Annotated in this window: 20 protein-coding genes; 15 read left to right on the top strand and 5 right to left on the bottom strand. The window is 57.6% G+C overall.

What is annotated here, in order from left to right:
* Window positions 1-45: 45 nt before the first annotated feature.
* Window positions 46-828 (bottom strand): GTP cyclohydrolase FolE2, encoded by a 783-nt coding sequence (folE2, locus tag CKV94_RS01590; RefSeq protein ID WP_003823341.1) that lies wholly within the window; start codon window positions 826-828, stop codon window positions 46-48.
* 244 nt (window positions 829-1,072) lie between these two features.
* Here folE2 and CKV94_RS01585 point away from each other — a divergent pair, with 244 nt between their 5' ends.
* From CKV94_RS01585 to CKV94_RS01540, 10 genes are all read left to right on the top strand, one after another.
* Complete coding sequence (locus CKV94_RS01585) at window positions 1,073-1,291, top strand: PspC domain-containing protein (RefSeq protein WP_003823339.1); 219 nt, start codon at window positions 1,073-1,075, stop codon at window positions 1,289-1,291.
* A 54-nt stretch (window positions 1,292-1,345) separates the two neighbouring features.
* A complete protein-coding gene (locus CKV94_RS01580; RefSeq protein WP_003823338.1) occupies window positions 1,346-1,609 on the top strand; it encodes a hypothetical protein in 264 nt (87 codons plus the stop codon).
* 35 nt (window positions 1,610-1,644) lie between these two features.
* Window positions 1,645-2,595: a glutathione synthase gene (gene gshB / locus CKV94_RS01575; RefSeq protein WP_003823336.1), complete on the top strand. Its 951-nt coding sequence runs from the start codon at window positions 1,645-1,647 to the stop codon at window positions 2,593-2,595.
* Window positions 2,596-2,862: 267 nt separating this feature from the next.
* Complete coding sequence (locus CKV94_RS01570; RefSeq protein ID WP_003823335.1) at window positions 2,863-3,582, top strand: hypothetical protein; 720 nt, start codon at window positions 2,863-2,865, stop codon at window positions 3,580-3,582.
* Entirely contained in the window at window positions 3,579-3,941 is a 363-nt protein-coding gene (locus tag CKV94_RS01565) for a diacylglycerol kinase (RefSeq protein ID WP_003823334.1), read from the top strand. Before CKV94_RS01570 ends, CKV94_RS01565 begins: the two co-directional genes overlap by 4 nt.
* A gap of 30 nt (window positions 3,942-3,971) precedes the next feature.
* The gene (locus CKV94_RS01560) at window positions 3,972-4,445 is read left to right on the top strand and encodes a copper chaperone PCu(A)C (RefSeq protein ID WP_003823333.1); all 474 of its coding nucleotides are present in this window, start codon (window positions 3,972-3,974) and stop codon (window positions 4,443-4,445) included.
* Between the two features lie 88 nt (window positions 4,446-4,533).
* Window positions 4,534-4,734, top strand: a complete 201-nt coding sequence (locus CKV94_RS01555; protein ID WP_003823332.1) for a hypothetical protein — start codon at window positions 4,534-4,536, stop codon at window positions 4,732-4,734.
* Window positions 4,735-4,928: 194 nt separating this feature from the next.
* Complete coding sequence (locus CKV94_RS01550; protein WP_035580174.1) at window positions 4,929-5,351, top strand: hypothetical protein; 423 nt, start codon at window positions 4,929-4,931, stop codon at window positions 5,349-5,351.
* Window positions 5,348-5,629 (top strand): DUF7710 domain-containing protein, encoded by a 282-nt coding sequence (locus CKV94_RS01545; protein ID WP_003823330.1) that lies wholly within the window; start codon window positions 5,348-5,350, stop codon window positions 5,627-5,629. The genes CKV94_RS01550 and CKV94_RS01545 overlap by 4 nt, the downstream gene beginning before the upstream one ends.
* Window positions 5,630-5,709: 80 nt before the next feature.
* Window positions 5,710-6,312, top strand: coding sequence for a L,D-transpeptidase family protein (locus CKV94_RS01540; protein ID WP_003823329.1), 603 nt, complete (start codon window positions 5,710-5,712; stop codon window positions 6,310-6,312).
* A gap of 85 nt (window positions 6,313-6,397) precedes the next feature.
* Here CKV94_RS01540 and rsmI read toward each other — a convergent pair whose 3' ends face one another.
* Window positions 6,398-7,273: a 16S rRNA (cytidine(1402)-2'-O)-methyltransferase gene (gene rsmI, locus CKV94_RS01535; protein ID WP_003823328.1), complete on the bottom strand. Its 876-nt coding sequence runs from the start codon at window positions 7,271-7,273 to the stop codon at window positions 6,398-6,400.
* Between the two features lie 126 nt (window positions 7,274-7,399).
* Here rsmI and CKV94_RS01530 point away from each other — a divergent pair, with 126 nt between their 5' ends.
* The 5 genes from CKV94_RS01530 to CKV94_RS01510 all read left to right on the top strand — a co-directional run bounded on the left by CKV94_RS01530 (window position 7,400) and on the right by CKV94_RS01510 (window position 10,057).
* Entirely contained in the window at window positions 7,400-7,747 is a 348-nt protein-coding gene (locus CKV94_RS01530) for a YraN family protein (protein ID WP_003823326.1), read from the top strand.
* A gap of 234 nt (window positions 7,748-7,981) precedes the next feature.
* Complete coding sequence (locus CKV94_RS01525; protein ID WP_003823323.1) at window positions 7,982-8,572, top strand: phosphoheptose isomerase; 591 nt, start codon at window positions 7,982-7,984, stop codon at window positions 8,570-8,572.
* A gap of 39 nt (window positions 8,573-8,611) precedes the next feature.
* Window positions 8,612-9,220 (top strand): BON domain-containing protein, encoded by a 609-nt coding sequence (locus CKV94_RS01520; RefSeq protein WP_003823321.1) that lies wholly within the window; start codon window positions 8,612-8,614, stop codon window positions 9,218-9,220.
* Window positions 9,221-9,251: 31 nt separating this feature from the next.
* Window positions 9,252-9,737: a hypothetical protein gene (locus tag CKV94_RS01515; protein WP_003823320.1), complete on the top strand. Its 486-nt coding sequence runs from the start codon at window positions 9,252-9,254 to the stop codon at window positions 9,735-9,737.
* Between the two features lie 125 nt (window positions 9,738-9,862).
* Window positions 9,863-10,057 (top strand): DUF1737 domain-containing protein, encoded by a 195-nt coding sequence (locus CKV94_RS01510; RefSeq protein WP_035580172.1) that lies wholly within the window; start codon window positions 9,863-9,865, stop codon window positions 10,055-10,057.
* Between the two features lie 67 nt (window positions 10,058-10,124).
* Here the strand turns inward: CKV94_RS01510 and CKV94_RS01505 are convergent, their stop codons facing one another.
* From CKV94_RS01505 to CKV94_RS01495, 3 genes are all read right to left on the bottom strand, one after another.
* Window positions 10,125-10,580 carry an SH2 domain-containing protein gene (locus tag CKV94_RS01505; protein WP_003823315.1) on the bottom strand — a complete coding sequence of 152 codons (456 nt, stop codon included), beginning with the start codon at window positions 10,578-10,580 and terminating at the stop codon, window positions 10,125-10,127.
* Window positions 10,581-10,837: 257 nt separating this feature from the next.
* Window positions 10,838-12,142 (bottom strand): tRNA lysidine(34) synthetase TilS, encoded by a 1,305-nt coding sequence (gene tilS, locus CKV94_RS01500; RefSeq protein WP_050754438.1) that lies wholly within the window; start codon window positions 12,140-12,142, stop codon window positions 10,838-10,840.
* Entirely contained in the window at window positions 12,120-13,079 is a 960-nt protein-coding gene (locus CKV94_RS01495) for an acetyl-CoA carboxylase carboxyltransferase subunit alpha (protein WP_003823313.1), read from the bottom strand. Before CKV94_RS01495 ends, tilS begins: the two co-directional genes overlap by 23 nt.
* Window positions 13,080-13,140: the final 61 nt, after the last annotated feature.

Genomic DNA, 13,140 nt, shown 5'->3' with positions numbered 1-13,140 from the left:
TTCGCTTTCAGGTAGCCTTTTTGTTGCGCGGCAATATTGTTAACTTTAAGGATACTCAATCAGCGCATAGGCCGAATGGTTGTGGATGCTTTCGAAGTTTTCGCTTTCCACGCTGAAGCGGTCGATGCGCGGGTCGTTTTTCAGCGCCACGGCGATGTCGCGCACCATGTCTTCCACGAATTTGGGGTTTTCGTAGGCGTGCTCGGTAACATATTTCTCATCGGGGCGTTTGAGCAGGCCGTAGAGCTGGCAGGAGGCTTTGTTTTCCACCAAATCGATGATTTCTTCAATGGAAACTTCCTGTTTGTGGCAGGTGAGGGTAACGGTAACGTGCGAGCGCTGGTTGTGCGCGCCGTATTGCGAAATTTCCTTGGAGCAGGGGCAGAGGCTGGTAACCGGAGCCAATACTTTGATTTGGTGGCTGTATTCTCCGCTGGCCGGCACTTCGCCCTGCCAGGTTACGGCGTAGTCGAGAAACGAGGTGATGCCGCTCACGGGGGCGGCTTTTTTGCGGAAGAAGGGGAAGCTGATATGGATGCGGCCGGCTTGGGCATCGAGCCGCTCCAGCATATCGAGCGTAAGCTGGTGCAGGCTGGTGAAATCGAGCACCAGGTGCTGCCGCTCTTCCATCAGCGCCACAAAGCGCGACATATGCGTGCCTTTTTGCGAGGCGGGCAGGGCAACGGTCATGCCGATGCGGGCGATGGTGTGCTGCACGCCCTCTGCGCTCTGGATTTGCAGCGGGAAGTGCAGGTCTTTGATGCCCACTTGGTTGATGGGCATATTGCGTTGGTCGGGGCTGCTTTGCACGTCGGCAATGGCATTCATCCGTGGTTTCCTTATCGGGTGTGTGTGGCGGTGGATTAAGGGGTCGAAGTATAGCCCTGCCGCCGTCGCGGGGCAATTGTTGGCGCGAGTTTATAGCGCAGATTTATGGCCGCGATTTTGCTGCCCGCCCCAGCGGCGGGTGTTGCTTGCGCTTTTGGTTTATCATATTGCTTTATCTGCATACTGCCGAGAACATCCTCTTTGCAGCCAGAAACCCCAAACACCCACACATAAGGAAGCTATCATGCCGCAACCGCAACTGACTAAACTACACCGTTCCCGCCAACACCGCATACTGGCCGGCGTGATGGGCGGCATTGCCGAATACCTCGGCTGGTCGCCCACGCTGACGCGCATCCTGTTCGTCATCATTTCCTGCGCCAGTGTGGCCGTGCCGGGCATTCTGATTTATATCATCCTGTGGTTTATCATGCCGAATGCCACGCCCGATTCCTACCGCTAGCCCGTTTCAGGTAGCCTGCACAACCATTTTCCTCTTCTACGCACGGAAAGCTCAATGAAACACGCCGCCCTGATTTTAACCGCAAGCCTGCTGCTTGCCGCCTGCCAAAGCACCGGCACGGTGGCCGAACACCAAAACGCCGCTTTCTATCCCTTAGTCCAAGGCGAAAACAGCCACGAAGAATTCGTACGGCACTGCGCCGCCGAACAAGGCACATTGGGCGTGGTGCAGGCTGCCGACAACCGACATGCCTACACGTTGGTCTGCCGCAGCGCCGACGGAACGCTGGCCTATGGCTACGGCATCGGACGCAGATAATTCAGCACGCCCCCATTCCCACACAAGGACACCCCATGAACATCCTCTTTATCGCCGACCCGTTGGCCACCTTCAAAACCTACAAAGACACCACCTACGCCATGATGCGCGAAGCCGCCAAGCGCGGGCACAAATTGCACCACACCCTGGCCGGCGAACTCTCCGTGCAAAAAGGCCAAGTGGTGGTACAAGCCGCGCCTTTCCAATTTATTGGCGCAAAAGACGACCACGACCACGAATGGTTCAAACCGCAAGGCAAAGTGCAGGCTGCCTTAACTGAGTTCGATGCCGTGATTATGCGCACCGACCCGCCGTTCGATATGCAATACCTCTACAGCACCCAGTTGCTCACCCTCGCCGAACAGCAGGGCGCAAAAGTGTTCAACAACGGGCAGGCCATGCGCGATTTCAACGAAAAACTCGCCATTTTGAATTTTTCCCGATTCACCGCGCCCACCCTTGTTTCCACCCGCGCCGCCGATGTGCGCGCCTTTTTGGCCGAACACGGCGACATCATCGTCAAACCGCTCGACGGCATGGGCGGCATGGGCATTTTCCGCCTCACCGAGCGCGACCCGAACATCGGCAGCATTCTCGAAACCCTGATGAGGCTGGATACGCGCACCATTATGGCGCAACGCTACATCCCCGAAATCGTGCACGGCGACAAACGCATCCTCGTGATTGACGGCGAAGTCGTGCCCTTTGCCCTTGCCCGCATACCGCAGCAGGGCGAAACGCGCGGCAATCTGGCCGCCGGCGGGCGCGGCGTGGCGCAGGAATTGAGCGCGCGCGACCGCGAAATCGCCGAAACCCTCGCCCCAGAGCTGAAACGGCGCGGCATTTTGCTGGCCGGATTGGACGTGATTGGCAGCCATCTAACCGAAGTGAACGTGACCAGCCCCACCGGTTTCCAAGAAATCACCAAACAAAAAGGCTTTGATGTGGCCGCCAAATTCATCGATTCGGTGGAATGGAACGCGTGATAGGCGTTGCTCAATTGAAGCCCGGCTTTCAGGTAGCCTACGGTAGTGATAGAGGCTGCCTGAAAAACGAAGGTTTTTTGTATACAAGTATTTGTATACTGTATACCCACGATTGAAGGCTACCTGAAAATTTCAGGGCGGCAAACCATAGTTTGGCTCCATGCCGAGCTGTATATTTTCAGCGTCGTTGAGCAGGATTGCCCGTTTCCACTTTGTTGCCGAACTTATTTTTCAGGTAGCCCCGCACATCATTCGGAGCACGCCAATATGACCAAACCACTTACATTATTGCTGTCCGGCTTGTTTGCCGCGCTGTGTTGGACGGCGGCGGATATGCTGCTGGTGGGCTTTGTGCAGTCGCCGGAGCAGTATCCGTTGTTTTCGCACACACTGGCCTCCGCCTTAGGCGACGATGTGGATTTGGCGGTGCTGATGCTGGCCGGATCGCCGCAGCGGCTGTTTTGGGGCGTGTTGCCCGCCACTTTCAGCCTGCCGTTTTATTTGGCCTCAGCTTTCGGTGTGCGCCGTTTGCTGCGAGGCAAGGCGGCAGGTGCGGTGTTGAGCCTGCTCTCGGCAGGCTATGCACTCTCGCCCTTGGGGCATGCGGGCTTTTATTATATGGGAATCAGTGCGCAAACCCTGCTGCATAGCCCGCCTGAAGCCTATCCGATGTTGCTGGCACAATTTCGGGCATTTCATGCCATGTTGGCGGTACATTGGTTTGCCTCGGTGGGGCTGCTGGCTGCGGGCTGGCTGGTGCTGCTGGTGCAAACCGTGCGCGGACAAACTGTCTTGCCGCGTGCTTCTGTATGGGCAAACCCCTTGCCGGTGGGCGCTGTGGTGGCGGGCGTGTGCAGCCTGTTTCCACAATCGGCCGCAGCGGCCTGCATCGGCGGAGCAACATTCAATATCGCCCAGGCGGTGTTTTTCGCCTTCGCTTGGTATTGCCTTTATTCCAACTACCAACATCAAAAGGAGCATCGATGAAACCCGGCAAACGCGGCCTCGCGCACCTGATCGCCGCCGCCCAATATTCCCGCGACGGCCTCGCCGCCGCCTACCGCAACGAAGCCGCCTTCCGCCAGCTGGTGTGGCTGCACGCCGTGCTGCTGCCCCTGGTGTTCTGCTTCGATTTTGATACGCCCGTGCGCATGCTGCTGGTGGGCGCATCGCTGCTCTCGCTGATTGTGGAGCTGTTCAACACTGCCATCGAAGCTGTGGTGGACAGGATTTCCGAAGAGCTGCACCCGCTCTCTAAAATCGCCAAAGATGCCGGCTCCGCCGCGCAACTGGTGGCGCTGTTGCTCGTTGGCATTTTTTGGCTGATGGCCTTAAACACCCTGTAGTCCAACCCCGTTTGATAGAAAGGAAAGCATATGAAGCTTAAGCAAATCGTTATCCTCTCCGGCCTGCTCTTGGCCGCAGCCGCCCAGGCAGAAGTGCGCGCCAGCGAGGCTTGGGCGCGGTTTACCGTGCCCGGCATGAATTCCGGCGGCGTGTTTATGCAGCTGGAAAACAGCAGCCCCGCCGACGCGCTGATCGGCGGCAGCAGCCCCGTGGCCGAAAGCGTGGAAATCCACGAACACGTGATGGCCGGCGGCAATATGCGCATGCAGGCCATGCCACAAGGCCTGCCGCTGCCCGCCAACGAGCGCACCGAGCTCAAGCCCGGCAGCTACCACGTGATGCTGATCGGCCTCAAACAGCCCCTTACCGCAGGCAGCCGTTTCCCGCTCACGCTGAAATTCCGCCACGCCCCCGAGCAAACCGTGCAGGTGGAAGTGAAAAGCCCGAGTGATGAAGCGGGCGGCGGGCATCACCACCATCATCATCACCATCACACGCACTAGCCGATAAGGTTTCAGGTAGCCTCTTGGTTGGGATGGAGGCTACCTGAAAATAGATTGTGCTGTTTTTCAGAAGAAGGCTGGGGGATTGATGGATAATAAAATTGTCCGGTTTTTAACAGCTTTATTTATGACGGCAATAATTGTTTATGTGGCTGGCCACTTTTTGATCTGGCCAGCAGTAATGCTGATGTTTATGTTCGGTGATGGCATTATCCCTCTGATCATTTTGGGTTCGATTGTGCTGGTGTGTTTGGTATTCGTTGGTGTGTTTAAACTCACGGGCAAATGAGCTGTAGCTTGGGTTAGGCTGCAAGCCGTAACCCAACAATTGGATACTCTTTATATTGGGTTACGCCTGTGGCTAACCCAACCTACTTTTACTACGCCGAAACATCGTTTTAACTGCGTTGCAGCACACGCTTTCAGGTAGCCTTATCTGCCGGATATAGGCTACCTGAAACCACAACTACCTAATTCAACATCATGAAAGACAACTTCCAGCTCCTCGACGATACCCGGCATATGTTGCAATGGCTTGCCGATGAACCCTATGCGGAAATCCGACGCAGCATCGAAAGCATTCTGCGCGAACAAGTGGCCGACAGCCGCTTGCTCGATTTTGCCGTTACCTCCCCGCCCGATTGGCTCACCGTCGGCACCCGCTCCGAAAGTAATCCCGAAGCCGTAACCATAAACCGCACCGCCGTGGCCTTTGAATTTTGCCTGCACGTGTCCGGCGGCAGCCGCACCCACGAGCTCCAAGGCGTGTATAGCTGGGCGGCTTGGCATCTGGATGGCAGCGGCGAACCCAACCAGCAAGTCTGGTTCGATATCGGCGGCACGCTGGCCGAATTCGGCAAAAACGGCGCACTGCTTGAGCGGTTGAAACAAGGGGCAGCGGCATGAGCCGGGCGGATAATCGGGTTTGGGTGTTTCAAGGCAGCGGCAGCCGGAATGTGTCGGCCTGCTTTTCCGGTAAAGAAAACGCAGAGCGCTGGATTCGGCAACATGCCCTCAGCGGCCTGCTCACCGCCTATCCGATTGACCAGCCGGTGTATGATTGGGCAGTGCAAAGCCAAATCATCCGCCCCACCAAAGACGAGCAACAAACTGCCCAATTCATCCAAAATTTCAGCAGCGCCCATTTGGAGCACTATCACTACGAAGCAGGCAAAGAAGCCTAAAGGCTACCTGAAAACCGAATCTTCAATTCAGTGGAAACGAGCCATGTGAGTTGCGACGAAGCCCGGATAGATGCCAACCCATGAATAAAAAACCGCTACTTGCCCTGTTCGGCACCATTCTTCTGCTGCTCGGCGGCTATGTTTTTCTGCGGCACAGCAGCAATCCGCCCGGCAGCCTGCCCAACACAGGCAACAGTGCCGGCCTCAGCCCCAGGCAGCAAAGCCTATTGCAACAGCCCGCCCTGCCGCCGGGCAGCGAAATTGCCAAACTCGTTGTGCGCAAAGCCGAGCGTGAAATGGATGCCTACGATGCGCAAGGCAATCTGCTGAAAACCTATCCCATCGCACTCGGCTTTAGCCCGGTTGGCCACAAACAATTTGAAGGCGACGGCAAAACCCCTGAAGGCCGCTACACCATCAACGACCGCAATCCCCACAGCAGCCACCATAAAAATCTCGGCATTTCCTACCCCAACGCCGCCGACCGCACCCATGCCTCCGCACAAGGCAAAAACCCCGGCGGCGACATCAAAATCCACGGCCTGCGCAACGGCTTAGGCCTTATTGGCGCGCAACACCTGCGCCGCGATTGGACCCACGGCTGCATTGCTGTAACCGATGGCGAAATCGACGAACTTTACATCCATGTCAAACCGCAGGCTGAAATTGAGATTTTGCCTTAGCGGGCAGGGTAGTCCGGCATGGCAAAAGGCTACCTGAAAACGGTAAATCGTTTTTCAGGTAGCCTTTTATGTGGTTCAGTTGTTTCTATTCCCGCTTCTGCGCCACCGCCCACTCATACAGCGCCTTCTTGTTTGCCCCGCTGATTTCCGCCGCCAGCGCGGCGGCTTTTTTCGGTGGCAGTTCGGCGGCGAGCAGGCTCATGATGTGCCGCGCCTGGTCGTTCAGTTCGTTGGCAGCGGCGGCTTCGGGCGGGTGCAGCACCAGCACCATTTCGCCGCGCGTTTGGTTGGCATTGGCACGAACGGCAGCCAACACGTCGGCCACGCTGCCGCTGATGAAGGTTTCAAATGTCTTGCTAATTTCGCGTGCCAGCACCAAATGCCGGTTGGGCAGGATTTCGGCCATTTGGGTGAGTGCCGCCTCGATGCGGTGCGGCGTTTCAAACATCGCTACGGCATAGGGCACTTCGCGCCAGCGCTCAAACCATTGCGCCCGTTCGCCCGCCTTGGGCGGCAGAAAGCCGGCAAAATAAAAATCCGACTGCGTTACCCCGGCCACGCTCAACGCCGCCATCACCGCGCTGGCCCCTGCCACCGGCACTACCTTGAAGCCTGCTTCCCGCACGCCTGCGGCCAGCCGCGCCCCGGGGTCGCACACTGCCGGCGTGCCCGCATCCGATATTTGCGCCACCACCTGCCCGGCAGCGAGCGCGGCGGTGATGGTGTCGGTCATTTGCCGCTCGTTGTGTTCGCGCACGCTCACGAGCTTGGCGCGGATGCCGTAGGCGGAGAGCAGCTGCTGGCTCACGCGTGTGTCTTCCGCGCACACCAAGTCTGCCCGTTGCAACACCGCCAGCGCGCGCAGTGTGATGTCGGCCAGGTTGCCGATGGGCGTTGCCACCACATACAGCGTTTGCGGCTCAATCTGCGCGGCCGCCTTATCCAATATTTTTTGCCACATGATCTTCGGGTATGATTGCGTTTGAAACGCCGCAAACTATAGCAAATTAAACTAGCTTCCGATACAAGGCGGAGTAGGCCGTGGCGGAAGCGGTGCTGATTTGCGGTATCGCACGAAAGGAAAACCATGCGCCTCAACCACGCTGCCGGCCAAGCTGCCGAAGATACCGCCGCAGGCTACCTGAAAAAACAGGGTTGCCGCATCCTGGCGCGCAACTGGCATTGCCGCTATGGCGAAATCGATATCATCGCCGAACAGGGCGGGGTGTATTTGTTTGTGGAAGTGCGGCAGCGGCGCAGCCAAAGCTTCGGCGGCGCAGCAGCGAGCATCACTCCGGCCAAATTGGCCAAACTCAGCCGCAGCGCCGAAACCTGGCTCCAGCAAAATGCGCCGAATCAACCTTGCCGTATCGATGCCATCTTGATTGAAGGCGATCAGCCGCCGCAGTGGTTGCAGAATATCGGCGGGTATTGAAGCTGGCGGTTGTGGAGCAGACAGGCTAGCTGAAAAAGGATGAGGTTTTTGGCTTGGTTGAAACTTGTGGTTGTGTGTTGCGCTTCGCCGAACTAGCGCTGCTTGTTTTGGCCGTGTTGCAGCCGATGCTTTCAGCAAATCTCTTCCCGCTTACCTGTTGTCGGTAATTGTTCAAACCAGCATATGCCGCTACAATAGCCGGCGTTCTCATTTACTATTTTCAGGTAGCCTGTTGTGAACCCAGCCGCCCAACGCGTATTGCAGCATTTTCAGGAAAGCATTGCCGCCAAACAGCAGTGTGCCGAACAATTGGCCGAGCCGACGGCACGGGCAGCGGCTTTGCTATTGGATTCGCTGATGGCCGACGGCAAAATTTTGGTGTGCGGCAACGGCGGTTCGGCAGCCGATGCGCAGCATTTTGCCGCCGAGCTCACCGGCCGTTTTGAAAAAGAACGTATGCCGTTGGGCGCCATCGCGCTCACCACCGATACTTCCGCGCTCACCGCCATCGGTAACGATTATGCCTTTGATCAGATTTTTGCCCGCCAAGTGTCGGCACTCGGCCGCCCGGGCGATGTGCTGGTGGCGATTTCCACTTCCGGCAATTCCGGCAATGTGCTTGCCGCCATCGAAGCCGCCCGCGAGCAGGGTATGAGCGTGGTGGCGCTCACCGGGCGCGACGGCGGCAAAATCGCCGGTATGCTGGCAGAAGGCGATGTGCTGCTCAACGTGCCGCATAAGCGCACGGCGCGGATTCAGGAAATCCATATCCTGCTGATTCACGCCCTGTGCGATCATATCGATACCGCTTTGTTTGAAGAATAAACGCTTCACCCATTTCCGCCCAATTAAGGACAATAAACCATGAAAAAAAGTTTCCGCTTCCTGCTGTTGTGCCTGCTGCCGTTGTCGCTCTCCGGCTGTGTTACCGCGCTGGTGGGTGCTGGCGCATTCGGCGTGATGTCGGCCACCGACCGCCGCAGCACCGGCGCGCAGGCCGACGACCAAGTGATGGAAGTGCGCATCCAAAACACGGCACTCACTCATCTGCGCAACAACAACACCATGCAGGGCTTTGAGCCGAAGCTTTCTGTGGTGAGCTTCAACCGCCAGGTGCTGTTGATGGGCTTGGTGGCCAGCGAGGCCGACAAGGCATTTGTAGAGCGCGTGGCGCGTGCCCAGCCCAATGCCGAGAAAATTTACAACTATATTCAGGTAGCCACCAGCGCGCGCGGTTTTGGCGAGGTAAGCAACGATTCGTGGGTTACTTCCAAAGTACGCACCACTTTGCTCGGCACCAAGGGCGTGTCGTCCAACCATGTGAAAGTGGTAACGTATAACGGCGTTACTTATGTGATGGGCATCCTCACGCCTGAAGAGCAGGCGCTGGTGAGCAACACCGTGAGCACCACTGCCGGTGTGCAGCAAGTGGTTACGCTGTATGAAACCTTCGTGCCCAGCAATGTGCGCTAATACGCTTAACTTTGAATTGTAAGGAAAGTTCATGACCGGCAAAGAAATGCCTTCTTCTTCCAAAAAGCTGCCGCGCAGCACGTTTAGCCGCATTGTGTGGATCGCGTTTATTGTGGCCTTTATCGTGGTGCTTGCGCTGGTGGCCATGGCTTGGCTCACGATGCAAAGGTCCGATTCAGTGCGGAGCCCCGGAGATGCTTCCGCACCGCAGCAGGGCGTGGAAATTTGGCAGCCCAATGGCGCATCGGCCGCGGCCGGCCAAACCTACAGCCTGCCGCCTGCTGCCGATATGAATGCCGCTTCCCAAGCGTCCGAGCCGGCACAAGAGCGCCCCGCTGCGTCGCGTCGCGCCACACCGGCCACCCCTGCAGGGGAAGAAGTGCCGATTCAGCCGATTGCCCCGCAGCAGGAAACCGAAATCCGACCGATTGAGGTGCCGGTGAAACCCGCGCCGCAGCCTCAGCCGCGCCAGTCCGGTGGAGATGGCGGCGGTAATCCGGTGGATAGCCTGTTTTAAAACGGAGGCTACCTGAAAGCAAAACTGCAACGCAGTTAAAGCGCAGGGCAGCTAAGTTTCAGGTAGCCTGTTTATGGCCATGATGTGCGGCAATGCTTCATGGCCGGTATCAGAGGAGAGAAATAATGAAAGTTTACCGCTTGCTCACCGGCACAGACGATTCCGTGTTCTGCCGCCGCGTAACCGAAGCCCTGCAACAAGGTTGGGAACTGCACGGCAGCCCGACCATGGCGCACACCGACAACGGTGTGCGCGTGGGGCAGGCGATTGTGAAAGAAGTGGCGCAATACGACCCGAATAAGCCCTTGAGCGAATATTGATGTGCAGCAAATAGCAAAGGCTACCTGAAAACTTTTCAGGTAGCCTTTATGGTGTCTGGGTGTGCAATTAATTGCTCTGCACCTGAACCCGGCTCGGAAACTTCGCGGCCACTTGGGTGATGATGCTGTGCGTGCGGGCACCGCGTTCAATCACCTGTTTCAGCCGCGCCTCGTCCAGCCCTTGTTTTTCCACTTCTTGCAGCACGCTGTGGTATTCGCTAAAGGCACTGGTGCATTCGGCCAGCAGGGCATCATCGGGAATCGAGTGGCAGCCGCCTCGGTCGGAATTGGCCATAAAACCGGCACTATGCCGCACCGGCATCATCACGGCTTCGGGCACACTACCGAAATCGGTACGCTCATTGAGATGGGTGAGGAAGCGGTTTTCGTTGTTGATGAACACATTGTAGTGCTCGACAAACTCTTTCAATTTCACGGTTTTAACGGCATCGTAGCCGCGCCAGCCTAAAAGGGCGAGGGCCATGGCGCCACCGATGAGGATTTTCTTGGCTTTAGGGGACATGGTTTCTCCTTTGGTTGAGGGAAATGAGGAAATAAAGTCTTTGGCTTATGCTGGACTTTAAATAAGGAACGAATTTTACATTAGTCACAGTGGAAGTTCTGCAGCTACTACGGCATGGGATGACTTTGCTACATGCTTGCTATTGCCTGTAGTCCGTTAACTTGTATGGAAACCAATGATACTGATATATTTGATTTCCACACCGTATGATTCTGTTTTATATTATTTAACGCACTTTTAGCGAGTCCAAACTGCAGTCAGGTTGTCTGAATCGACAAAATGAACTGGTTCAATTCTTCTGCCTGCGCCTGCCAGCCGTTTGGCACGGAGAGGTGGTAATGGGTTTGCAGGTTGGAGGCGGCGAGGCAGCCATGTTGTTCGTGCACCCACATCGGCCATAGGGCGCGCATGAAGGGGGGCACTTTTTTTTCCTGTAGCAGGCGGCTGATTTTTTTGCGGCCGTGCGGCAGGGGTAGGGTGTCGCCGGGTTGCGGGGTGCGCCAGATACCGCTGTTGGGTTGAATCAGGTTTTCAGGTAGCCCGTGGGCGGCAGGTTGCCACACGGGTTGGACAAGCAGTTTGCCGGGGATCCACTCGGCAGGAATGGGAAACAGACAGCCGGCGTAGAGGATGGCGCGGCTGTGCGGCAGCGGCCATTGGGCTTGCCGCACGGCGGGATTAGCGAGGGTGGCGGCGAATTGGCGCACGCTGTCGGCACGGGGGCTGCCGAGGCGGTGGTTGCGGGCGAACAGGTGCAGCTGGTGGGTTTGCCGCAAGGGGGGAAGCTGCCGCCAAGAGGCTACCTGAAAACGGCCGGCGGCGTCATACAGGCTGTTGTGTTCGGCTTGGCCGTAGTCTTCCAATAGTGCCAAGTCGTGCTGTAGGCGGCCGACGGTGGCGAGCAGTTGGCGGGTGAGATGCGGCACGCGCTCTTGCCACGGGGGCAGGGCTTCGCGGCGCAGCCAGTTGCGCAGCAGGGTAGTGTCGGCGTTGCTGCTGTCTTCCACCCATGTCAGCTTGTGTTCTTGGGCGTAGGCGAGCAGCTCGGTGCGGGAAACAGCGAGGAGGGGGCGCCACAGACTGATGCGCTCATTCAGCGCCCGCAGGGCTGGCATGGCGGAAAGTGCGCGCAGCCCGCCGCCGCGCAGGGCGGCCAGCAGCAGGGTTTCGGCCTGGTCATCGGCATGGTGGGCAAGGGCGACCGCATCAGCGTGGCTTTGGGCGAAGCAGCGATAGCGTTTGGCGCGGGCGGCGGCCTCCAGCCCTAAGCGGCCAAATTCTACCTGCACGCGTTCTATACGCAGCGGCACTTGCCATTGGGCGCACAGCTCGTGGCAGAATTCCGCCCATTGGTCGGCAGGGGCGTCGAGGCCGTGGTGGACGTGCACCGCGCTCAATTCCAGCGGCAATTCGTTGCGCAGGCTGCATAACAGGTGCAGCAAAACCACGGAATCGAGCCCGCCGCTGAAACCGACTTCCACGGCAAAACGGCCGGCGTTTGGCGCCGGCCATTGTTGGGCAAGGTATTGCCGCAGGGGGTTATTTGTTGGTGAATTTTCCATAGGCCATGATGCGGTCGAAGCGTTTGGCCAGCAGCTGCTCCACCGGCTGGTGTTCCAAATCGGCCAGTTGCTGGCGGATGGTTTTGCGCACGTTGTTCATCACAGTTTCGTAATCGCGGTGGGCACCGCCCAAGGGCTCGGCGATGATTTGGTCGATCAGCTCGAGGCTCTTCAGTCGCTTGGCAGTGATGCCTAGGGCTTGCGCGGCATCGGCGGCCTTTTCGGCGGTTTTCCACAAAATGGAAGCGCAGCCTTCGGGCGAAATCACGGAATAGGTGGCGTATTGCAGCATGTTCACGGCATCGCCCACGGCAATAGCCAGCGCGCCGCCGGAGCCGCCTTCGCCGATGACGGTGCAGATAACGGGTACGCGCAGGCGGGTGAGTTCATACAGATTGCGGCCGATGGCTTCGGATTGGCCGCGCTCTTCGGCACCGATGCCGGGATAGGCACCGGGGGTGTCGATAAAGGTCAGCACGGGCAGGCCGAATTTTTCCGCCATCTTCATCAGGCGCAGGGCTTTGCGGTAGCCTTCTGGGCGGGGCATGCCGAAATTGCGACGGATTTTAGCCTTGGTATCACGACCTTTTTGATGGCCGATAACCACCACGCTCTGGCCTTCAAACTTGGCCAGCCCGCCCACGATAGCATAGTCGTCGGCATAGTGGCGGTCACCGTGCAGTTCTTCAAAATCGGTACACAGTGCTTCGATGTAGTCGAGGGTGTAGGGGCGCTGCGGATGGCGCGAAACCTGCATAATCTGCGCGGGAGTGAGCTTGGCAAAAATGTTTTTGGTGAGCTCGTTGCTTTTCTTTTGAAGGCGTTCGATTTCTTCGGAAATATCCAATACCGAGTCGTTTTGCACGAAGCGCAGCTCTTCTATTTTCTGCACCAGTTCGGCAATGGGTTGTTCGAAATCGAGAAAAATCTGTTTCATGTGTCTGTTTCCTTGTTGTGGCTGCACCGATTGACGGAGGCAGCCCAAGCTAAGCACGCTT

The sequence above is a fragment of the Eikenella corrodens genome (assembly GCF_900187105.1).
In the GTDB taxonomy this organism is placed as follows: domain Bacteria; phylum Pseudomonadota; class Gammaproteobacteria; order Burkholderiales; family Neisseriaceae; genus Eikenella; species Eikenella corrodens.
This window is presented reverse-complemented; position numbering and strand designations above follow the sequence as displayed.